This is a genomic window from Nocardia sp. NPDC050413 (assembly GCF_040655475.1).
Lineage (GTDB): Bacteria > Actinomycetota > Actinomycetes > Mycobacteriales > Mycobacteriaceae > Nocardia > Nocardia coubleae.
Map to the genome: position 1 here is coordinate 1 of NZ_JBFAJZ010000016.1, position 19,247 is coordinate 19,247.

Genomic DNA, 19,247 nt, shown 5'->3' on the forward strand with positions numbered 1-19,247 from the left:
CTCGTCGGCCACCCCAGCGTCGCCGAAGCCGCCGTCGTCGGCGCCACCGACCCCACCACCGGCCAAGGCATCGTCGCCTTCGTCATCCTCACCGGCTCAACCACACCCGACGACACCCTCGTCGACACCCTCAAAGCCGAAGTCTCCAAACAGATCAGCCCCATCGCCAAACCCCGCGAAATCCACATCGTCCCCGAACTCCCCAAAACCCGCAGCGGCAAAATCATGCGCCGACTCCTCCGCGACATCGCCGAAGGACGCGAACTCGGCGACACCTCCACCCTCGTCGACCCCGCCGTCTTCGAGGCGATCGCCAAGGCATGAACGCTTGGGACCAGGGCTCTCGGCTCCCCGGCGAGTCCGAACACGGACAACGTGATCGAAACGGGCATGCTGTGACCGTGGAGATTCCGATGTTCCCCCTGGGTACCGTGCTGCTGCCCGGTGAGCCGTTGTCCCTGCAGATCTTCGAGCCACGGTATGTGGCGCTGGTTCGCGACTGCCTCGACGGCAGTCGCGAACCGGAGTTCGGCGTGGTGCTGATCGAACGTGGCAGCGAGGTCGGCGGTGGCGAGGTGCGCACCGATGTGGGTGTGCTCGCCCAGATCACCGATGTGACCGAACTGCCCGGCGACCGGTTCCGGCTGCGCTGCCTCGGCACCGAACGCCTGCGGGTTCAGCAGTGGCTCCCCGACGACCCGTACCCCCGCGCCGAGACCTCGGTCTGGCCGGACGAACCCGGCGCCGACGACACCGCCCTACTGGACGACCTGCGCGAACGCGCCACCCGCCTCCACGACCTCACCACCCGCCTCGCCCTGCGCAGCGGCATCCGCCACCCACCACCGTCGGCCACCCTCGACCAGCTCCCCACCGACCCGACCACCCGCTCCTACACTCTCACCGCCGCCCTCCCCATCTCCCTGACCGACCGCCAAACCGCCCTCACCGCCCCCGACCCCCACACCCGCCTCACCCACCTGTCGACAGCCCTCGACGACGCCATCGCCATGGTCGAGTTCCGCCTCCAATAGCGGGGCGCGGACTCAGGTGCGCGGCACCGGACGGTGCGGTGAACGGGTCGACCTTTCGGGATTCGCCAGGCACCGTTCGAGCGCACCGAAGGCCTCGAACACCTCGGGAGCCTCGAAGGCGCGATTGCGGCGCCCGACCGTGAGCCGGCGGAGGACGCCCGCCTCGACCAAGCCTGGCCCGTGTGTCGTTCGAACCGGGAGGGCATTCGTGCCGTTTTCTGAGGGAAGAGCGGAATCGGCCGCTCGGTGTTCGAGGAGGCGGCGATGAGCGGTGATGTTGTGGTGGGGCGACGGAGTGTGGTGGTGGGGGCCGGGGTGCTGGCCGCGGTGGCGGTGGTGCCTGCGTGTGGGGACGGGGGCGGGCCGGGGTCGACGGGGGCGCCTGTCGCGCCGGGGACGGCATTGGCCAAGACCGGGGACGTGCCGGTGGGTGGTGGGGTGATCGTCGGCGACACCGTGATCACGCAGCCGACGGCGGGGGCGTTCGTCGGGCTTTCGGCGACCTGCACGCATGCGGGGTGCAAGGTGACGTCGGTGAAGGACGGGGTGATCGTGTGCCCGTGTCACGGGAGCCGGTTCGAACTGGACGGGGCTGTGCGTGGTGGGCCCGCGCGCGACCCGCTGCCTACGAAACCGGTTCGGATCGAAGGGGATTCGATCGTTTCCGGGTAGCGGTTGCGCCGGGCTCCGGTCCGGAGCCCGGCGGTGCGCTCAGCTCGCGTTCATCATTTCGGCCATGCGCCGGTCCATTTCCTCCGGCGACACGTCCTCGATGTGGGTGGCCACGGTCCAGCGGTGACCCCACGGGTCCTCGAAGGAGCCGGTGCGGTCACCGTAGAACTGGTCGGCCATCGGGGTGATCTCCGAGGCGCCCGCTTCGAGGGCGGCGGCGAAGACGGCGTCGGCGTCGGGGACGTAGACCATCAGGTTCACCGGCGAGCCGCCGATGGACTTCGGGTCGACGAAGCCGATGTCGGGAACAGGGTCGCCGACCATCAGGACGGAGTCGCCGATCAGCAGTTCGCTGTGGACGATCGTGCCGTCGGGACCCGGCATGCGCATGCGTTCGGTGGCGCCGAGGACGGAAATGTAGAAAGCGAGCGCTTCCGCGGCTCCCGCACAGGCGATACCGGGACAGATTGCCGGATAACCAGCGGGAATGGGTGACACATCGGACATCGGAAACCTCCGGGTCGACGGTGTTGCTCGGATGCCGTCGAGCCTATTCCTCTGTCGCCCACACCGGAACCCTGGTAGAACTTGTTTCAGTTTTGACTATCCAGGAGGGCCGGGGCGTGCGGTACGGGATCGTGTTGTTCACCAGTGACCGGGGCATTACGCCCGCCGACGCGGCCTCGGCCGCCGAGCAGGCGGGATTCGACGCCTTCTACGTGCCCGAGCACACCCATATCCCGGTGGTCCGGGCCGCGGCGCATCCGCAGACCGGCGATTCCTCGCTGCCCGACGACCGCTACCTGCGCACCCTCGACCCGTGGGTCGCCCTGGCCACCGCCGCCGCGGTCACCAGCCGGATCACCCTGTCGACGGCGGTGGCGCTGCCCGCCGAGCACCACCCGATCACCCTGGCCAAGTCCATCGCCTCGCTCGATCACCTCAGCGGCGGCCGGGTGGAACTCGGTGTCGGCTTCGGCTGGAACACCGACGAACTCGCCCACCACGGGGTGCCCGCCAACAAGCGCCGCACGGTGCTGCGCGAACATCTCGACGCCATGCGGACGCTGTGGTCGAACGAGGAGGCCGAGTTCGACGGCGATTTCGTGAAGTTCGGGCCGAGCTGGTCGTGGCCGAAGCCGGTGCGCGCGGGAGTTCCGGTGCTGCTCGGCGCGGGCGGCACCGAGAAGACCTTCACCTGGCTCGCCGCGCACGCCGACGGCTGGATCACCACTCCCACCGAAGACGACCTCGGCGCGAAAATCGAACTGCTGCGGCGTGTCTGGAAGGAAGCCGAGCGCGAGGGCAACCCGCGCGTGATCGCGCTCGCGGGCAAGCACAATGCCGAACAGCTCGCTCGGTGGGCCGATCTCGGTGTCACGGAGGTTGTCTTCGGACTGCCGGACCGGGACGCTGCCGAGGTGACCGGCTACATCGCGCATCTCGGCGGAAAGCTCGGCCTGCTCGGCTGACGAGCGGGCCCACTCCGGCCGCACCTGTCACACCTGCGGCCGCCGCTCCGGCCGCACCGGTAGCTCGTGCGGCCCGCTCCGGCCGCCGGTTATACCTGTGCGGCTGACCAACTGCCCCGGTCACACCTGCGACGCCGACCGGCCTTCGGACGCGCCGGGGTGGAGCCCGGCCGGCGGTCGACGCTCAGCCGCGCAGCTTGCGCACCTGAGCCGCCGTAAGGTCGGCCAGTACGCCGGGATCGACTTCTTCCGGAGCGGTCACGACCACCTGGACCAGCGTGTTGCCCACCTGAACGAGTGAGGTTGCAGAAGTCAGGGTCAGGCCCTCGCTCGTGGCAGTCAAGGTGAACGCCGAACCCGCGTCACCGACCGGGGGCTGATCCAGCGGGGCGGTCCGGTAGTCGATGCGCACACCCGCGTCGTCACCTGTGTAGCTGGTGCAGCGGCGTGGTCTCGATTGCAGCGAGTCGAACGCGGCGGCGAGCGCGGTGTCGGGATAGCTCGCGGCGTCGATATCGATGGTGGCGAAGCTCGGTCCGGCGAATTGGACCGAGGCGGCGGCGGCCGAGCCGGGCCACTGCTGGGCGATCGGTGTGAGCAGCCTGCCGCAGTCGGCGGGGTCGGTCGGCGCGTCGGCGGGCACCGCGGTGTCGTCGCCCGCGCTGCGGGGTGGGACCGCCGTGAAGTCGCCGGGCAGGTCGGTGGCGGCGAGCAGGCCCGCGGTCAGCTGCGCTTGATCGCGCACGACGGGTCCGGATCCGGGAGCCACCGCGGCGGGCGAGGGCCAGGTCGTCGCACAGGACGCACCGCAGTCGTCGGATGTCGACGAGCACGCTGCCAGCGCGGCGCAGGCCGAAGCGACCGCACCCGCGCGGGCCAGGGCCGATCGCATCATTCGGTCCAGGAGATGCGGGTCGACTGGGTCTGCACGAGCGTGCTCACGCTGCGCGGATCGTGATAGGTCTGCTGACCGCCCACCTCGATGGCACCCGAAACGGGCAGCGGCAGACCGAGATCGACGGTGATCGTGCCCGCGCCCTGCATCACGTAGTTCTGGATGTCCAGGGCGCCCGCGTTGTTGGGCAGCGTCCACACGTTTCCGGTGGGGGTCTGGTTCACCTGCAGGTCGATGGTGAGCCGGTCGCCGTCGCGGCTCACCAGGGTCGCGGTGGTGACCTGATCGAGGGTGACGCCGCCGGTGATCTGCTGATGCACGGTCCACACCGCGCCGACTCCGACGGGCTCGTCGGGGAACGCCACGGACTGGTACACCGCCTGGTAGAACGCCTGCTCGAGCGCGGCCCGCGCCGAATTGGGCGTCTCGGGTGAGGGCGCCATCCGCAGCTCGGTGATGGCACCGAGGTCGCTCATCGCGAGCCCGGCCTGGGAACCGTCGGCATTGGTGAACGCCTTGTTCAGCGCCGGGTCGGGGGTGGTGACGGTGCCGACCGTCAGATCCACGCCGTCGACATCGGCGCGCGCGGTCATCGGGATGGTGAGCGCGGCGGGCGAGAAGTCGCGCACCGGTTGGTCGTTGACCTGCTGCTGGATGCGGTAGTCGGTGCGCAGCGTCACCTCCTGGGTGGCGCCGACACTGTAGAGGGGGCGCAGTCGGCTGCGCGGCTCGTCGCCCGGGGAGACGACGGTGGCGACCGCGGCCGTGATCGGCACGGTCACTTCCTTGCCGATACCGAGCGGCTCGAGGCCCTCGGAATCGGCGGTCGACGGCGACCGATCGGCGCACCCGGCACCGAAGGTCGCGAACCCGAGCACGAGCGCCACCAGAAACACCCCGGGGCGCGCGATGCGGGGTAAGCGAGAACTAGACAACACCGTCACAGCGATCAGGGTACGACCGCTTCCTGAGGAACTGCTGGGACTCCGGCCGGTCCGCGACGCGGCTCCGCGAACGACTAAGGAATGATGGACACGTGAGTGAAGACCGGTCAACCGACAACGCCGCAGTCCCCGCGACCGGCGACGCCGCCGACGCACCGGAAACCATCGCGGTGACCGAGACCGAAACCCCAGGTCGCCGCCGGTTGACAACGCTGCTGATCATCGCCGCCGTGCTGTTCGGCCTCGACCTGCTGACCAAGTGCCTCGCGGTCGCCTACATCGATCCCGACGACCCGGTGCCGATCATCGGCGACTTCGCGCGCCTGGACCTCGTGCGCAATCCGGGCGCGGCGTTCTCGATGGCGACCGGCATGACCTGGCTGCTCACCTTGATCGCGGCCGCCGTGGTGGTCGGCGTCATCCGCATCGGGCGCACCTTGCGTTCGCTGTGGTGGGCGATCGGCCTGGGCATGGTGCTCGGCGGGGCGATGGGCAACCTGGTGGACCGGATCTTCCGCTCCCCCGGCCCGCTGCAGGGCCATGTCGTCGACTTCGTCGCGATCGGCTGGTGGCCGGTGTTCAACGTGGCCGACTCGGCCATCGTGTGCGGGGCGATTCTGCTGGTCGCGCTGACGATCTTCGGTTTCGAACCAGACGGCACCCGCAGCGGTCGCAAACACACGGAGGAGACCGCGTGAGAGAAACACGAACCATGCCCGTACCCGACGGGTTGGACGGGATGCGGGTGGACGCGGGACTCTCGCGGCTGCTCGGCCTGTCGCGCACGGCGGTGGCCGCGCTCGCCGAGGAAGGGTCGGTGCAGCTCGACGGTATCGCCGCGGGCAAGTCCGACCGGCTCACCGCGGGCGCCTGGCTGGAAGTGATCTTCCCCGAACCCAAACGTGAACTGACCGTGGAAGCGGCCCCGGTGGAGGGGATGAAGATCCTCTACGCCGACGACGACATCGTCGCGGTGGACAAGCCGATCGGTGTCGCCGCGCACTCGGGTGTCGGATGGACGGGCCCGACCGTGGTCGGTGGACTGGCCGCGATGGGTTACCGCATCTCGACCTCCGGCGCGCACGAACGGCAGGGCATCGTGCACCGCCTCGATGTGGGCACCTCCGGCGTGATGGTCGTCGCTCAATCCGAACACGCCTACACGATGCTCAAGCGCGCCTTCAAGGAACGCACGGTCGACAAGCAATACCATGCTCTCGTGCAGGGACACCCGGATCCGAGCAGCGGCACCATCGACGCGCCGATCGGGCGGGCGCGCGGCAACGACTGGAAGTTCGCCGTCACCGGCGACGGCAGGCCGAGCATCACCCACTACGACACCATCGAGGCGTTCCAGGCGGCGAGCCTGCTCGACGTGCATCTCGAGACCGGGCGCACCCATCAGATCCGCGTGCATTTCTCCGCGATCCGTCACCCCTGCGCGGGTGATCTCACCTACGGCGCCGATCCCACGCTGGCCAAGCGGCTCGGGCTGGAACGGCAGTGGCTGCACGCGCGTCAGCTGGGTTTCCATCACCCGGCCGACGGGCGCTGGCTCGAGATCACCAGCGAGTATCCCGCCGACCTGGCGGGCGCCCTGGACGTATTACGCAATGCCTGACGACCCGCGGTCGTCCGAACCGGCGTCGACGACGGCGCCGGACGATCGCGGGGATCTCGTCGCGCCGACTGTCCCGCCCGAAGAAGTAGCGGGCGTGGACGATTCGACCGGTCTGTCGGGACGGTCGAAGGTGGTGCTCGGTGCGGCGGCGGCGCTGGCCGTGGTGCTGCTGATCGTGGCGTTCACCCGTCCGCACGCGGCGGGTCACGTGGCGACCGATCGCCTGGGGCCCGCGCAGGGCGAGCAGGTCGACGACTACCTCGCCGACGCTCGAGCCTCCCTCGACGGCACCGATGCCGATCCGCGCTGGGCGCTGGTGTCGTTCACGGAATACCTGACGCCGCAACAGCTTCCGGGTATTGCGGACGGGCTGCGGATCTCCGGGGTGATCCAGCACGTGCCGATCGATCGGGTGCAGACCCCGGTCGTCACCGTCGCTACGCCCGCCGGCGACGAACCCGCCGTACGCTCGGGCGACGCGGCTGCGGGGCTGCTCGAATCGCAGCAGATCCGGGACGGGCGCAGTGCCGAGGTGGTGCGCGTGAGCGTTTCCCGGCTGCGGGCCGGATGCGCGTGCACGGCCGGGATCGTCGTCCGTGGCACCCTTCCCCAACTCCGCGATCTCGCCGAGATGCCGGGAGTGCGTGCGGTGCAAGCACTTCCGGCCGACGCCCTCGCCGGGCGCTTCGCGGTGAGCCCGCTGCTGCCGGAGAACACCGGCACCATCACCCCGACTCCCGACGACGGTCCTGTTCCCGCTGAGTAGGGCCTCAGTCCGGCAGGGTGACGACTCCGTCGAGATACCGCCTGCATCGCCCCAGGAGCAGGACCCGGTTGTCGGCGAGTTCGCCGCGCAAGGTGCCGCCGCGGCGGGACAGTTGGCGGGCGGTGAGGGTGGAGCGCCCGAGTTCGCGGGCCCACAGGGGAACCAGCTGTGCGTGGGCCGAGCCGGTGACCGGGTCTTCCGGAACGCCGACGCCGGGGCCGAAGAAGCGGGAGACGAAGTCGCTCGAGCGACCGGGAGCGGTGAGGACCGCGCCGCGCGGCAGCTGCGGAAAGGCACCGAAATCGGGTGTGGCCGAACGCACTTCGTCTTCGTCGTCGACCACGATGATTTCGTCCTGGCCGGTGTAGGCGCGCACCGGGGTGACACCTAGCGCCGCGACCAGGGCGGGGTCGGGGTCGACCTGGACCGAGGCGAGGGCGGGCAGGTTCAGGACGTATTCGTCGTCGTCGGTGCGGTCGACGTGCAACCAGCCGGAACGGGTGTAGAAGCTGACGCGGTCGTGTTCGGGGTGGATGTCGGAGATGATCTGAGCGGCCGAGGCGAGGGTGGCGTGCCCGCACATGTCCACCTCGACCGCCGGGGTGAACCAGCGCAGGTGGAACGCGGGCCACTCACCGGGCGGGCCGCCTGCCTCCGGGGGTAATTGGGAGGTATAGAACGCCGTCTCGGCGAGGTTGTTCTCCTCGGCGAGCTGTTGCAGCAATGTGTCCGGCAGCCAGGTGGGCAACGGCATGACCGCGGCCGGGTTGCCCGAGAACGGCGCGTCGGCGAAAGCGTCGATCTGGTGCAGCAATACCTCCATAACCGGCAAAGGTACTCCAACACCGAAACTTCGCCCGGCACAAGGGTTCTCGAGGCGCGCCCGGCCCCGGCTACGCCCCCTGTGCCCCGACCGGCGGGACGAGCTTGCCCGCGTTGCCGGTCAGTCGCGCCTGCACCCACCAGGCCAGTTCCACCAGCACGATGCCGATCACACCGCACACCACCGCGGCCAGGGTGAGCCGCGGATTCGACGGGTCGAGCTTGAAGAACTCGCGGGTGAACGGAATCGTGAACAGCGCGACATAGGCCAGCACCGACACCGCGATCAGCACCACCTTCCACCACACGTACGGGCGCGCGACCAGCGCGAGCACCCACACCGCGATCATGATGAGCGTGATCAGCGCGGTGGTCCCGGCCTGCACCCGCTGCGTCTCCGAGGCCTCGGGGCCCGCGTACGCGATCAGGTAGGCCACGAACGTCGCGACTCCGATCACCACACCCGAGGGCACCGCCAGCCGCATCACCCGGCCGACGAACCCGGTGCGAGCGCGCTCGTTGTTGGGCGCGAGCGACAGCACGAACGCCGGGATGCCGATGGTGAACCAGGCCGCGATGGTCACGTGGCGCGGCAGGAACGGATAACCGATGGGGTCGTAGCCGAAGATCTGCGAACCCACACCCGCCAGGCCGACCAGGAAGGCCAGCAGCACCGAATACACGGTCTTGGTGAGGAACAGATTCGACACCCGCTCGATATTGCCGATGACGCGCCGCCCCTCCCCCACCACGTACGGCAGGGTCGCGAACTTGTTGTCCAGCAACACGATCTGGGCCACCGCGCGGGTGGCCGGGCTGCCGGCGCCCATGGCGACACCGATGTCGGCGTCCTTGAGGGCGAGCACGTCGTTGACGCCGTCACCGGTCATGGCGACGGTGTGGCCGCGCGACTGCAGGGCGCCGACCATGGCCCGTTTCTGGTCGGGGCGCACCCGGCCGAAGGTGGACTTCCCGTCGAGCACGTCGGCGAGTTCGTCGCGATCCTCGGGCAGGGTGCGCGCGTCGACGGGATCGGATCCACCGGGCAGGTCGAGCGAGGCGGCGACGGCGCCGACCGAGACGGCGTTGTCGCCGGAGATCACCTTGATCGAGACATGCTGGCTCGCGAAGTATTCGAGGGTGTCCTTGGCGTCGGGACGCACCTTCTGTTCGAGCACGACGAGGGCGGCGGGCTCCACCCGGCCCGGCGCGTCGGGGGCGTCGACCGGGCGGTCACCGCGCGCGAGCAACAGCACCCGCAGACCCTGGGCACCCACCTCCTCGGCGTGTGCCGCGGTCTCGGAGGTGGGGTCGAGCAGCACGTCGGGAGCGCCGAGGAGCCAATCTCCGTGGACGCCATAGGAAATGCCGCTCCACTTCTTGGCCGAGGAGAACGGGGCGACGGCCGTCCCGGTCCAGTCCGGGCGGTCGGGCAGCGCCTCGCCGATGGCCTGCACACTGGCATTGGGACGTGGATCGTCTGCCGCCAACGCGGCGAGTACCCGACGCACGCTCGCCTCGTCGAAGGAACCGAGTGGTTCGACGCGGGCCAGGCGCATGCCGTTCTCGGTGAGGGTGCCGGTCTTGTCCGCGCACACCACGTCGACGCGGGCCAGGCCCTCGATGGCGGGCAGTTCCTGCACCAGGCAGTTGCGTTTGCCGAGGCGGACCACACCGACCGCGAAGGCGATGGAGGTCATCAGCACCAGGCCCTCGGGGACCATCGGGACCAGGGCCGCGACCATGCCGGTCACCGCCGGGCGCCACGACTCGCCGCTGGAGACGAGCTGGTTGTAGATGCTGAGCAGGCCGGCCGGAATCAGCAGGTAGGTGATGAATTTCAGGATCTTGTCGATACCCGAGCGCAGTTCCGAGTGCACCAGGGTGAACTTGCTGGCCTCTTCGGCCAGCTTGGCGGCGTAGGCGTCCCTGCCGACCTTCGTCGCACGGTAGGCGCCCGAGCCCGACACCACGAAACTGCCCGACATCACCGGCGCGCCGACACCCTTGTCGATCGGATCGGCCTCACCGGTGAGCAGCGACTCGTCCACCTCGAGGGCGGCGGCCTCGGTCACCTCGCCGTCGACCACGATCTGGTCGCCGGGGCCGAGCTCGATCAGGTCGTCGAGCACCACCTCGCCCGGGGCGATCTCCTTGGCGACGCCGTCGCGACGCACGGTCGGCATGGCCTGGCCGACGATGGCCAGCTGGTCGAGGGTGCGTTTGGCGCGCACCTCCTGGATGATGCCGATCGCGCTGTTGGCCACGATGAGCAGCCCGAACATGCCGTCGATGATCGAACCGGTCGACAGCACGAGCAGGAAGAGCACACCGAGGATGGCGTTGATGCGGGTGAACACGTTCGCGCGAACGATCTCGCCGACCGACCGGCTCGCCCGCGCGGGCACGTCGTTGGTCTGACCGTCACGGCGCCGCTGTTCGACCTCTGTTGCGCTGAGCCCGGTGGCGGGCTCCCGCACGGATATGGACATGCTCGACAGGCTACGTCAGTCGTAACATGGGATGAATGCAGCCAAGAACGTCCCCGCCCGGTGTCGTCTTCGGGACGGGGGCTTATCTGATCTGGGGTCTGTTTCCGGCGTTCTTCGGGTTGCTGGCGTTCGCGTCGGCCGTGGAGGTGGTGGCGCAGCGGATCATCTGGACCCTGGTCGTCGTGGTACTGGTGTTGCTGCTCAGCGGGCGGCTGCGGGAGATGCGGGCGATCGACGCGCGGACCTGGCGGCTGGCGGCGGTCGCGTCGGCGGCGATCTCGATCAACTGGGGCGTCTACGTGTTCGGGGTGATCTCCGGGAATGTGGTGGAGTGCGCGCTCGGGTACTTCATCAATCCGCTGGTGACGGTGGCGTTCGGGGTGGTGTTCTTCCGGGAACGGCTCTCCCGGGCGCAGTGGGCCGCGCTCTCGCTCGGTGCGCTGGCGGTGGTCGTGCTCACCGTCGACTACGGCCGACCACCGGTGATCGCCCTGGTGCTGGCGTGTTCGTTCGCCACCTACGGGCTGGTGAAGAAGGTGATCCGGCTCGACGCGCTGCGCGGGATCGCCGCCGAGGGGATGGTCGCCGCCCCGTTCGCGCTGGCGTTCGTGATCGTCTTGCTGGCTACAGGGCGCAGTGAGTTCACCTCCAGTCCCGCGCATTTCGGGCTGATGATGGCCACCGGGCCGGTCACCCTGATCCCGCTGCTGCTGTTCGCCGTGGCCGCCCAGCGCGTCCCTCTGTCGACCATGGGCATCCTCCAATACCTCACCCCCGCCCTCCAGATGGCCTGGGGTGTCGCGGTGATGCACGAACCGATGCCGCCCTCCCGCTGGATCGGTTTCGCCCTCATCTGGACCGCGCTGGCTGTCTTCACCACCGATGCCCTCCGCCGAGCTCACCGCAACCGCCACCCCGCTCCCCAGCCCGCCGAAAGCCTGGATGCCTGACCACCACACTTTTGTGGCGCGATTCAGCCCGATGTCGGCTGCGGCGGCAGCGGCGGTGTTGGATTATCGGAGCCCGGCTGAGCGGAGTGTGGCGGTACGGTCGGGTCGACTTATTGTGATGAAAGGGGTGGATGCCGTGCGTGGTTCGGGGTTTGCGGATCGGGTGGCCGGGGTGCTGGTGGGGACGGCTGCCGGGGACGCGCTGGGGGCGGGGTACGAGTTCACCAAGCCCGGGGCCGATGTGGTGATCGACATGATCGGCGGTGGGCCGTTCAACTGGGCACCCGGTGAGTGGACCGACGACACCTCGATGGCCTTGGTGGTCGCCCAGGCCGCGGCACAGGGGCCCGGGATCGACCTGGACGCGGTGGCCGAGGGGTTCGTGCGCTGGTACGACACCGATCCGCCGGATATCGGCAATCAGACCAGGGCGGTGCTGTCGATGAAGCCGAGCTCGGCGCTGGACATGCAGGCGGCGGCGATGTCGCTGACCGGGCGGACCGGCGGGAACGGGTCGCTGATGCGCACGGCGCCGGTGGCGCTCGCCTACCTCGACGACGCGGCCGAATGCGTGGTGGCGGCCGGGCGGGTCGGCATGCTCACCCATTACGACGAGCAGGCGGTCGAAGCCTGCAAGATCTGGACCTACGCCATCCGGCACGCCGTACTGCACGCGAACTTCGACGGCGTACGCGAATACGTCAGCGGCTCAGCGTATTCCGACTACTGGACCGCCCGCCTCGACGAGGCCGAATACGGCACCCCCGCCGACTTCCCCAACAACGGCTGGGTCGTCCACGCCCTGCAGACCGCCTGGTGGGCCATCACCACCACGGACGGCTCGTCGCCGACCCATCTCCCGCTCGCCCTCGAGGCATGCGTCCGCGCGGGCAACGACACCGACACCACCGCCGCCATCGCAGGCGGCCTCCTCGGCGCCCGCTGGGGCGCCTCCGCCGTCCCCACCCGCTGGCGCGACATCCTCCACGGCTACCCGGGCCTCACCGCCCCCGACCTCCCCACCCTCGCCCACCGCATCACCACCACCTGACACCCGCGCAGACGCAACCCCGCCCAGGCACGCAGGTTCGCTCAAATGCCCTGGGCGTCGGCGGCAACCGCGCACATCGAGGCCGCCGCTGCCACTGGACAACCGATCACCACGCCGTGATGGCGGGCTTCGGTCCCGAATCAATCCACCACAGCGTGGTGAGCAACCGTCGGGGCGGCGCCCGAAATCGAGCCGCCACAGCGTGCCTCAGGGCATGGGGCGATTGGACGAATGATCACCACGCCGTAGTGGCGGATTTCGGGGTGAAATCCAGCCACCTGAGCGTGGTGATCAAGTGTCCGGGGTTACCAGGCGGTGATGACCGGGCCGGGAGTCCAGGTGCCCCACTCGGTGCGGGGGTTCACCGAGACCTCGGCGGGGGTGGCTGTGGTGTCTCGGGGGAGGTATTGCTCGAGGGAGCCCCAGTCCTTGTCCCAGTCGTTGTTCAGGTAGGTGGGGAGGGTGCGGGCGGTGAAGAGGAGTTGGGTCCAGCCGAGTGGGCCGCCGCCGTCGTGGCCCTGCCAGAGGTTGGTGATGGTGGCGCCGTTGCGGTCGGGGAGGATGCGGTATTCGGGGTGGGCGGCGACGCCGTTGTGGGTGGGCAGGTGGTTCTGGCACGGGAAGTGCAGGCCGACAGCCCAATCCAGCAGCACGGGGGTGTCGCGGCCGAGCAAGGCGTTCAGGGTGGTCGTCTGGGGCATGCGCGGCGGGGTCACCGCGAGCCACTGGTCGGGGCCGAGATCCTTGTCGGCGGCGACCAGGCGGACCGCCGTGGCGTCGGCGGGGAGCTGGTCGAGCGGGACACGCAGATTGCGCCAGACGGGCGCGGGGCCGATGTCGATCGGCATGACCTGACCGGTGACCCGCACCGTGCCGTCGGGTGCGGCGGTGCCGTATTCGACCGTCAGGTCCTGGCCGGGGTGCACGATGCCGTCGGCGTCGACCGACCGGATCCGGCCTGCCACCGACACCGCGAGCAGCGGGCCGCGCGGGCCTTCGGGCAGGCGGAACCAGCCGGTGGTCAGGGAGGCGGGTTCCTGCGTGCCCGGCCGGTAGCTGCCGAGTACCGGGGTGGTGGCCGGGTCGAGGCCGAACGGGAGCTGCAGCGAACCCTGGCGTGATTCCGAGCCGGCCGACGTGGTCGCGTCGCGCAGCTCGTCGGGGTCGTCGGAGACCGAATTCGCTTGGCCGGTGGTGGATTCCACCTCGTCGGAGGTGAGCACGGGAGCCACGCCGTCGGGGCGGAAACCGGTCGATTCGCCCGTCATGGTCGTGGTCATGTCACCGGCGAGCGGGGTGAGCATCGAGGCGTTGGCGTCGGTTTCGACGAGCACCTCGTCGGCCATCCCACAGCCACCGCCGAATGCCGCGTTCAGGTTCGAGCTCGCCACCGAGTACGCCGGGTACTGGGCGACGGCGGCCTTGGCGAACGACGCCACCTCGAACAGCACCATCATCGCGGCGGCAACCGCGAGCACGGGCACACCGCTCAGCCGCGTCGGCTTGGCCGACGGACTCGGGTGGATGTGGAACCAGGCGGCGATCAGCAGCGCGAGACCGGTGAGCCCGGCGAACACGGTGGACACGCCGAACCCGGCGACCGACGGCGGCTTGTCCCACCACGGCACACCCCACGCCGACACGTACCAGTAGCCGTTGGCGCCGACGAAGGTCACCGCGAGCGCGAAGAACACCGCGGCGGCGAACAGCGCCCGGTTGCGCAAGGGCCGCAGCACTTGCGGGCTCACGGCGACCGCGGTGACGGCGGCGACGCAGGTGGCGAGACCGGCGAACACACCGAACTGGTGTGTCCACTTGGTCGGCGAGAACATCATCAGCACCATGGCGGCGAGGGTGATGCCGAGCAGGCGCCGGGTGGGGCCGACGGCGGTGCCGGGAATGTGACCGCCGCGCCGCAGCATGGTCGCCGCGCACACGACGAGGCCGAGCAGCATGACGAACACCCCGAAACGGCGGGTGAGCCAGCCGTCGGCGTTGATCTGCAACAGGAACTGGTAGCGCAGGAACTCGAAGAACCAGGACTCCCCCGGCCCGATCTTCTCGTGCACCGCGAACATCTCGCGCACACCGGCCAGGGTGCGGTCGGCGAAGACGACGGTGAGCACGACAACGCCCGCCGCGAGGATCGGCAACAGCTGCGACAGGTAGCCGATCGTCTTGGCCCGGCGCACGATCACCGCCGTCATGGTGCGCGCACCGGCCACCAGCGCGCCGAGGCAGATCAGCCCCGACGGCGCACCGGTGAGGGTGAAGGCGGCCACGATCACCGCCACCGCGTACGGCAGCAACCGTCGCGTGGCGATGGCCCGCTCCACCGACACCCAGGTGACCAGAACACCGAGGGCGACAACGAATTCCGCGCGCAAGCCGTTGTTGTAGGGCAGCCAGAAGGCGAGGAACACCAGCGCCGCGGTCCAGGTGACGAGCTTGCTGTGCCGCAACGCGATACCCAGGCGCGGCAGCACTTCACGGCTGATCAACCACCAGGTGAGCACACCGGCGAGCAGCGCGGGCAGGCGGACGAGCGGGCTGACGGTGGAGATGTGGGTGAGCCAGCCGATGATGTCGGTGTAGGGGGTGTAGAACGGGCCCTCGTCGACGCTGAACCAGCGGTAGTAGTTCGACATGTTGCCCGAACTGCGCGCACCCCTTGCCATCCCGAGGATGTAGCCGTCGTCGGAGGTGTTGGCGCCGATGAAGTGCCAGACGCCGAGCACCGCGAACACCAGCCAGTCGACCGGGCGCAGCCGCCACCAGCGCTGCGGCAGGAACCGGCGCGCTGACCGGCCGTCGGCGGCGTCGAGCCGGTGCAGCGCGAACAGGGCCACGAGCGTCGCGAGCACGCACAGCGCGATCACCGCGAGCTTGGGCCAGGTGGGTGAGGTGATGTAGCGCGAATCGACGTCGACCCGCACCGTCAGGTCGGCGGGTGCGGCACCGGTGAGCTCGCTGAACACCCCGACCACCTGTGGGCGGAGATCACCGGCGAGGGTGGCGCCCTCCCCGAGTCCCGTTGTGGTGACCGTTGATCCGGTCGGCGAGAGGGTGACGGTGAGCGCGCAGGACCGGTCGAGCACCTCGGCCAGCGGCGCGGTCCACACCAGCATCGAGCGCGACACCACGTCGACCCGGCCGGGGCGCTCGGGGGTATCGGCGACGACCTTGACGACGAAGCCGTATTTCTCCATGTCGGCCGACTGCCGCGGCACGGTGGACACGACAACCCCGCCGGTCGCCGCGACCGAACTCAATGCCGCGCACGGCACCGTCGCCGTCAGCGCGGCCGGGGCGTAGGCCACGAGCGGTGCCTCGACCGAAGCGGGCGAGCCCTGCTGCGGCCAGGACACGCTCGCGGCGTCGACGCGGACCGGCAGGAAGGGGATGGCCGCGGCGCTGAGCACCGCGATCAGCCCGGCGACGATCGCCACGACCCGCGCCCAGCCGGGCGAACCCGGTCGCACCGGCTCCGAAGCACCCTTGGGCGGATGCCCCTGCCGCACGATCGTCTCAACCACGGGGCCTGATCCTAACCGCGCGCCCGCCCGCGCCCCAGCCGCCCCGGTGTGGAGCCGTCGGCACAGCGGAATGTCAGACGCACGCGACCGACTGCTGACCGAGATTCGTCAGCATGGTGCAGGCCCACGCCTTCTGCACCTTCCACTTACCGGCGTCGGCGACGAAGGGCACGTCCACCACATTCGTCTGCCCGTTCACCGTGAAGTTCGCCTTGGCGTTCACGCTGTCACCGAACGACGTTACCTCGGTGACCTGCACCTGCGCACCGGCGTCGCGGGCGGCGACGGCCAGGCGGTTCGGCAGCTCGGGATCGGCCTCGCCGCCCTGCACGAAGTCCAGCTTCTGCTCGTTGGGCACCGACGGGTCGAGCGCGGTGTTGAGCTGGGCGTTGAGCTCCTCCACCGACGGCACCGGTGGCAGCGCGTCGTCGGTGGCGGTCGTCGTGGTCGCCTTGGCACTGGTGGTGGTCTTGGCGGCGGGCTTGTCTTCGGTGCACGCGCTCAGCCCGAGTGCGGTGATCACGGCCAGGCTGGCGATCGCGACACGGCCGATCCTGCGGTGGGTCAACTGCTCGTCCTTCGGTTCGAGGGGCGGGCTGCCGGGCGTGGCCGCTCAGTCGAGGCTGGCGAGCGGGTCGGCGGGCGACAGTCCCGTTTCGTCGGCAGGAAAGGTACGCGCCGGGCCGGGGCCTGTCGAACTGGTCTCGAAACGCACTGTCACCACGCCGTAGCCCGCCCCCTGCACCCACCCGTGCCCGAATTCCGGATGCCGCACGTCCATACCCGGAAGCCATTGCCCCACCGGCATTTCCGGTTGCTCGGCCGCCGGCTCGGGCGCCTCGACGGAGTCGGTGTCGATATCGGCGGGCAGCGCCTGGTCGAGTTCGGGGAACAGCGATTCCTGGCGAACCAGGGTGAGCCCGCCGTAACCGACCCCGACCAGCCGGATCGGCCCGAGTTCGGTGGGGTCGATGGCCGAACGTTGCGCGGCCGCGGCGAGCGTGCCCAGTTCGGTGGTGGCATACGGCAGCGTGAACGAGCGGGTCACGATGCTCATGTCGGACTTCTTGAGTTTGAGGACGACGGTGCGGGCGGCGCGACCGTCGCGTTCGAGTCGGCGGTGCGCCGAGGCGGCCATGGCGGTGATCGCGGTGCGCAGGTCGGCGAGGGTGACGATGTCGCGTTCGTAGGTGTTCTCGGCGCTGATCTGCTTGGCCTCGGCACGCTCGCTGACCGGCCGGTCGTCGATTCCGCGCGCCAGCCGGTGCAGCGCGGCCCCGACACTGCCGCCGAGGATCGAGGCGGCCTCGGATTCCGGCAGCGCGGCGAACGCGCCGACGGTCTCGATACCGAGGCTGCGTAAGCGCGATTCGGCAACCGGACCGATGCCCCATAGTTTGCGCACCGGCAACCCGGCGAGTAGCGCGCCCTGTTCGGCCGGCGAGATCACCCGCATCCCATCGGGTTTCGCCAGCCCGGAGCCGATCTTGGCCAGCTGTTTTCCGGTGCCCGCCCCGATGGAGGCGGTGAGACCCGTCCGCGCACGGACCAGCGCGCGCAGCATCGCGCAGTACTCCTCGACCGTGGCGACGCTCGCCCCGGCGAGCTCCGCAGGCTCGGCGAACGCCTCGTCGAACGACAACGTCTCGAGCACCGGTACCCGGCTGCGCAGCGCGTCGAACACCCGCCCGCTCAGCACCGAGTACACGGCCCCGCGTGGCGGCACAACCACCGCCGAGACGCCGACCAGCCGCCGCGCCTGATGCATGGGCATGGCCGACCGCGCACCGAACACCCGCGCCTCATAGCTCGCGCCTGCCACCACCCCGCGCTGACCGACGCCACCCACGAGCACCGGCCTACCGCGCAGGGTCGGCCGGGTGAGCTGTTCGGCCGAGGCGAAGAAGGCGTCCATATCGATGTGCAGCACCCACCGACGTGCGGTGACCGCAGCATCGGGCCTGGCCTCGACCGGGACATGGGTACTCACGAGCGCAATGTACGCGGCCCCACCGACAGATCCTCGACACCCGGCCGCCACCGAGGCACCGCACAGACACCTCGAAATGTGTGATGATCGGGTGATGAAGATCCGTAAGGCTGTTATCCCGGCCGCGGGAATCGGCTCCCGGCTGCTGCCCCTGACCAAGGCGACGCCGAAGGAGATGCTGCCGGTCGGCGACAAACCCGTCATCGAGCACACGGTGCGCGAGCTGGTCGCCTCCGGTATCACCGACATCACCATCGTGGTGACCAGTGGCAAGTCGCTGATCCAGGACCATTTCCGGCCGAACCCGGCGCTGGTCGCCCAATTGCGCGCCGACGGCAAGTCCGCCTACGCCGACGCCGTGGAGGAGGTGGGTGAGCTATCGCGCGAGGGCCACATCACCTACCTCGACCAGCACGGCCCGTACGGCAACGGCACCCCGGTGCTGAATGCCGCCCGCCACCTGGGCGACGAACCGATGCTGGTGCTCTGGCCCGACGACGTGTTCGTCGCCGAGGTACCGCGCGCCCAGCAGCTCATCAAGGCCTACGAGTCCACCGGCTGCCCGGTGCTCGCCCTGATGCCGATGGAACCGGGCGAGTCGCAGCGCTACGGCGTGCCGGTGGTGCGAGAGGACCTCGACGACGGGTTGCTGCGCATCTCCGGGCTGATGGAGAAGCCGAAGCCGGAGGATGCGCCGTCGGCGTACGCGGCCATCGGCGGGTACGTGGTGACGCCGGGCATCATCGACGAGCTGCAGCTGCAGACCGACAACTGGTACACCCATCGCACCGGCGAGGTGTACCTGACCGACGCGATCAACAAGTACGCCGCCGAACACGCGGTGTACGGGCAGGTGATCCAGGGCCGCTGGTACGACACCGGTAACCCCGCCGACTATCTTGTCGCCCAATTCGCTTCTGCGCTGGCCCATCCCGAGTACGGGCCACTGCTGCGTCAGCTCGTGGACTAGCGGTTCGCCTGCGCCGCTCCCGCGCGGCGCAG

General features: G+C 69.7%; 17 protein-coding genes and 1 pseudogene. 10 read left to right on the forward strand and 8 right to left on the reverse strand.

Features of this window, described 5'->3' with window-relative positions:
- From AB0I19_RS26605 to AB0I19_RS26615, 3 genes and pseudogenes are all read left to right on the forward strand, one after another.
- Positions 1 to 324 (forward strand): annotated as a pseudogene (locus AB0I19_RS26605) (acetyl-coenzyme A synthetase); the annotation flags it as partial.
- An 89-nt stretch (positions 325 to 413) separates the two neighbouring features.
- Positions 414 to 1,034, forward strand: coding sequence for an LON peptidase substrate-binding domain-containing protein (locus AB0I19_RS26610; protein WP_357152330.1), 621 nt, complete (start codon positions 414 to 416; stop codon positions 1,032 to 1,034).
- 264 nt (positions 1,035 to 1,298) lie between these two features.
- Positions 1,299 to 1,706 carry a Rieske (2Fe-2S) protein gene (locus tag AB0I19_RS26615; RefSeq protein WP_357152219.1) on the forward strand — a complete coding sequence of 136 codons (408 nt, stop codon included), beginning with the start codon at positions 1,299 to 1,301 and terminating at the stop codon, positions 1,704 to 1,706.
- Between the two features lie 39 nt (positions 1,707 to 1,745).
- On the opposite strand, the gene AB0I19_RS26620 is transcribed toward AB0I19_RS26615, so the two are convergent.
- On the reverse strand, positions 1,746 to 2,213 hold the full coding sequence (locus tag AB0I19_RS26620; protein ID WP_357152222.1) for a VOC family protein: 468 nt from the start codon (positions 2,211 to 2,213) through the stop codon (positions 1,746 to 1,748).
- Between the two features lie 116 nt (positions 2,214 to 2,329).
- Between AB0I19_RS26620 and AB0I19_RS26625 the strand changes: the two genes are divergently transcribed.
- Positions 2,330 to 3,178: a TIGR03619 family F420-dependent LLM class oxidoreductase gene (locus tag AB0I19_RS26625; RefSeq protein WP_357152224.1), complete on the forward strand. Its 849-nt coding sequence runs from the start codon at positions 2,330 to 2,332 to the stop codon at positions 3,176 to 3,178.
- 184 nt (positions 3,179 to 3,362) lie between these two features.
- On the opposite strand, the gene AB0I19_RS26630 is transcribed toward AB0I19_RS26625, so the two are convergent.
- Together AB0I19_RS26630 and AB0I19_RS26635 are read right to left on the reverse strand one after the other, a co-directional pair.
- Complete coding sequence (locus tag AB0I19_RS26630) at positions 3,363 to 4,073, reverse strand: hypothetical protein (RefSeq protein WP_357152226.1); 711 nt, start codon at positions 4,071 to 4,073, stop codon at positions 3,363 to 3,365.
- Positions 4,070 to 5,017 (reverse strand): hypothetical protein, encoded by a 948-nt coding sequence (locus AB0I19_RS26635; protein WP_225282275.1) that lies wholly within the window; start codon positions 5,015 to 5,017, stop codon positions 4,070 to 4,072. Before AB0I19_RS26635 ends, AB0I19_RS26630 begins: the two co-directional genes overlap by 4 nt.
- Positions 5,018 to 5,181: 164 nt before the next feature.
- On the opposite strand from AB0I19_RS26635, the gene lspA reads away from it, so the two are divergent.
- The 3 genes from lspA to AB0I19_RS26650 all read left to right on the forward strand — a co-directional run bounded on the left by lspA (position 5,182) and on the right by AB0I19_RS26650 (position 7,404).
- Complete coding sequence (lspA, locus tag AB0I19_RS26640) at positions 5,182 to 5,715, forward strand: signal peptidase II (protein WP_067643255.1); 534 nt, start codon at positions 5,182 to 5,184, stop codon at positions 5,713 to 5,715.
- A complete protein-coding gene (locus AB0I19_RS26645) occupies positions 5,712 to 6,638 on the forward strand; it encodes an RluA family pseudouridine synthase (RefSeq protein ID WP_357152229.1) in 927 nt (308 codons plus the stop codon). The genes lspA and AB0I19_RS26645 overlap by 4 nt, the downstream gene beginning before the upstream one ends.
- A 94-nt stretch (positions 6,639 to 6,732) precedes the next feature.
- Positions 6,733 to 7,404: a hypothetical protein gene (locus AB0I19_RS26650; protein ID WP_357152231.1), complete on the forward strand. Its 672-nt coding sequence runs from the start codon at positions 6,733 to 6,735 to the stop codon at positions 7,402 to 7,404.
- Between the two features lie 4 nt (positions 7,405 to 7,408).
- On the opposite strand, the gene AB0I19_RS26655 is transcribed toward AB0I19_RS26650, so the two are convergent.
- Entirely contained in the window at positions 7,409 to 8,227 is an 819-nt protein-coding gene (locus AB0I19_RS26655; RefSeq protein ID WP_357152234.1) for a PhzF family phenazine biosynthesis protein, read from the reverse strand.
- A 70-nt stretch (positions 8,228 to 8,297) separates the two neighbouring features.
- Complete coding sequence (locus AB0I19_RS26660; RefSeq protein WP_357152236.1) at positions 8,298 to 10,718, reverse strand: HAD-IC family P-type ATPase; 2,421 nt, start codon at positions 10,716 to 10,718, stop codon at positions 8,298 to 8,300.
- Between the two features lie 35 nt (positions 10,719 to 10,753).
- Here AB0I19_RS26660 and rarD point away from each other — a divergent pair, with 35 nt between their 5' ends.
- The gene (gene rarD, locus AB0I19_RS26665) at positions 10,754 to 11,668 is read left to right on the forward strand and encodes an EamA family transporter RarD (RefSeq protein ID WP_067497514.1); all 915 of its coding nucleotides are present in this window, start codon (positions 10,754 to 10,756) and stop codon (positions 11,666 to 11,668) included.
- A gap of 118 nt (positions 11,669 to 11,786) precedes the next feature.
- Complete coding sequence (locus tag AB0I19_RS26670; protein ID WP_357152239.1) at positions 11,787 to 12,719, forward strand: ADP-ribosylglycohydrolase family protein; 933 nt, start codon at positions 11,787 to 11,789, stop codon at positions 12,717 to 12,719.
- A 305-nt stretch (positions 12,720 to 13,024) separates the two neighbouring features.
- Here the strand turns inward: AB0I19_RS26670 and AB0I19_RS26675 are convergent, their stop codons facing one another.
- The 3 genes from AB0I19_RS26675 to AB0I19_RS26685 form a co-directional block, all read right to left on the reverse strand.
- A complete protein-coding gene (locus AB0I19_RS26675) occupies positions 13,025 to 16,255 on the reverse strand; it encodes an arabinosyltransferase domain-containing protein (protein WP_357152242.1) in 3,231 nt (1,076 codons plus the stop codon).
- Between the two features lie 73 nt (positions 16,256 to 16,328).
- Positions 16,329 to 16,823, reverse strand: a complete 495-nt coding sequence (locus tag AB0I19_RS26680; protein WP_357152245.1) for a hypothetical protein — start codon at positions 16,821 to 16,823, stop codon at positions 16,329 to 16,331.
- A gap of 45 nt (positions 16,824 to 16,868) precedes the next feature.
- On the reverse strand, positions 16,869 to 18,245 hold the full coding sequence (locus tag AB0I19_RS26685) for a DNA polymerase IV (protein ID WP_357152248.1): 1,377 nt from the start codon (positions 18,243 to 18,245) through the stop codon (positions 16,869 to 16,871).
- 94 nt (positions 18,246 to 18,339) lie between these two features.
- On the opposite strand from AB0I19_RS26685, the gene AB0I19_RS26690 reads away from it, so the two are divergent.
- Positions 18,340 to 19,215, forward strand: coding sequence for a UTP--glucose-1-phosphate uridylyltransferase (locus tag AB0I19_RS26690; RefSeq protein ID WP_067497501.1), 876 nt, complete (start codon positions 18,340 to 18,342; stop codon positions 19,213 to 19,215).
- Positions 19,216 to 19,247 lie beyond the last annotated feature (32 nt).

What these genes read in the sequence shown, in the direction of transcription:
- AB0I19_RS26615 (WP_357152219.1), top strand. Translation starts at nt 1,299, where the DNA reads ATGAGCGGTGATGTTGTGGTGGGGCGACGGAGTGTGGTGGTGGGGGCC.
- AB0I19_RS26620 (WP_357152222.1), bottom strand. Translation starts at nt 2,213, where the DNA reads ATGTCCGATGTGTCACCCATTCCCGCTGGTTATCCGGCAATCTGTCCC.
- AB0I19_RS26660 (WP_357152236.1), bottom strand. Translation starts at nt 10,718, where the DNA reads ATGTCCATATCCGTGCGGGAGCCCGCCACCGGGCTCAGCGCAACAGAG.
- AB0I19_RS26630 (WP_357152226.1), bottom strand. Translation starts at nt 4,073, where the DNA reads ATGATGCGATCGGCCCTGGCCCGCGCGGGTGCGGTCGCTTCGGCCTGC.
- AB0I19_RS26655 (WP_357152234.1), bottom strand. Translation starts at nt 8,227, where the DNA reads ATGGAGGTATTGCTGCACCAGATCGACGCTTTCGCCGACGCGCCGTTC.
- AB0I19_RS26610 (WP_357152330.1), top strand. Translation starts at nt 414, where the DNA reads ATGTTCCCCCTGGGTACCGTGCTGCTGCCCGGTGAGCCGTTGTCCCTG.
- AB0I19_RS26690 (WP_067497501.1), top strand. Translation starts at nt 18,340, where the DNA reads ATGAAGATCCGTAAGGCTGTTATCCCGGCCGCGGGAATCGGCTCCCGG.
- rarD (WP_067497514.1), top strand. Translation starts at nt 10,754, where the DNA reads ATGCAGCCAAGAACGTCCCCGCCCGGTGTCGTCTTCGGGACGGGGGCT.
- AB0I19_RS26670 (WP_357152239.1), top strand. Translation starts at nt 11,787, where the DNA reads ATGAAAGGGGTGGATGCCGTGCGTGGTTCGGGGTTTGCGGATCGGGTG.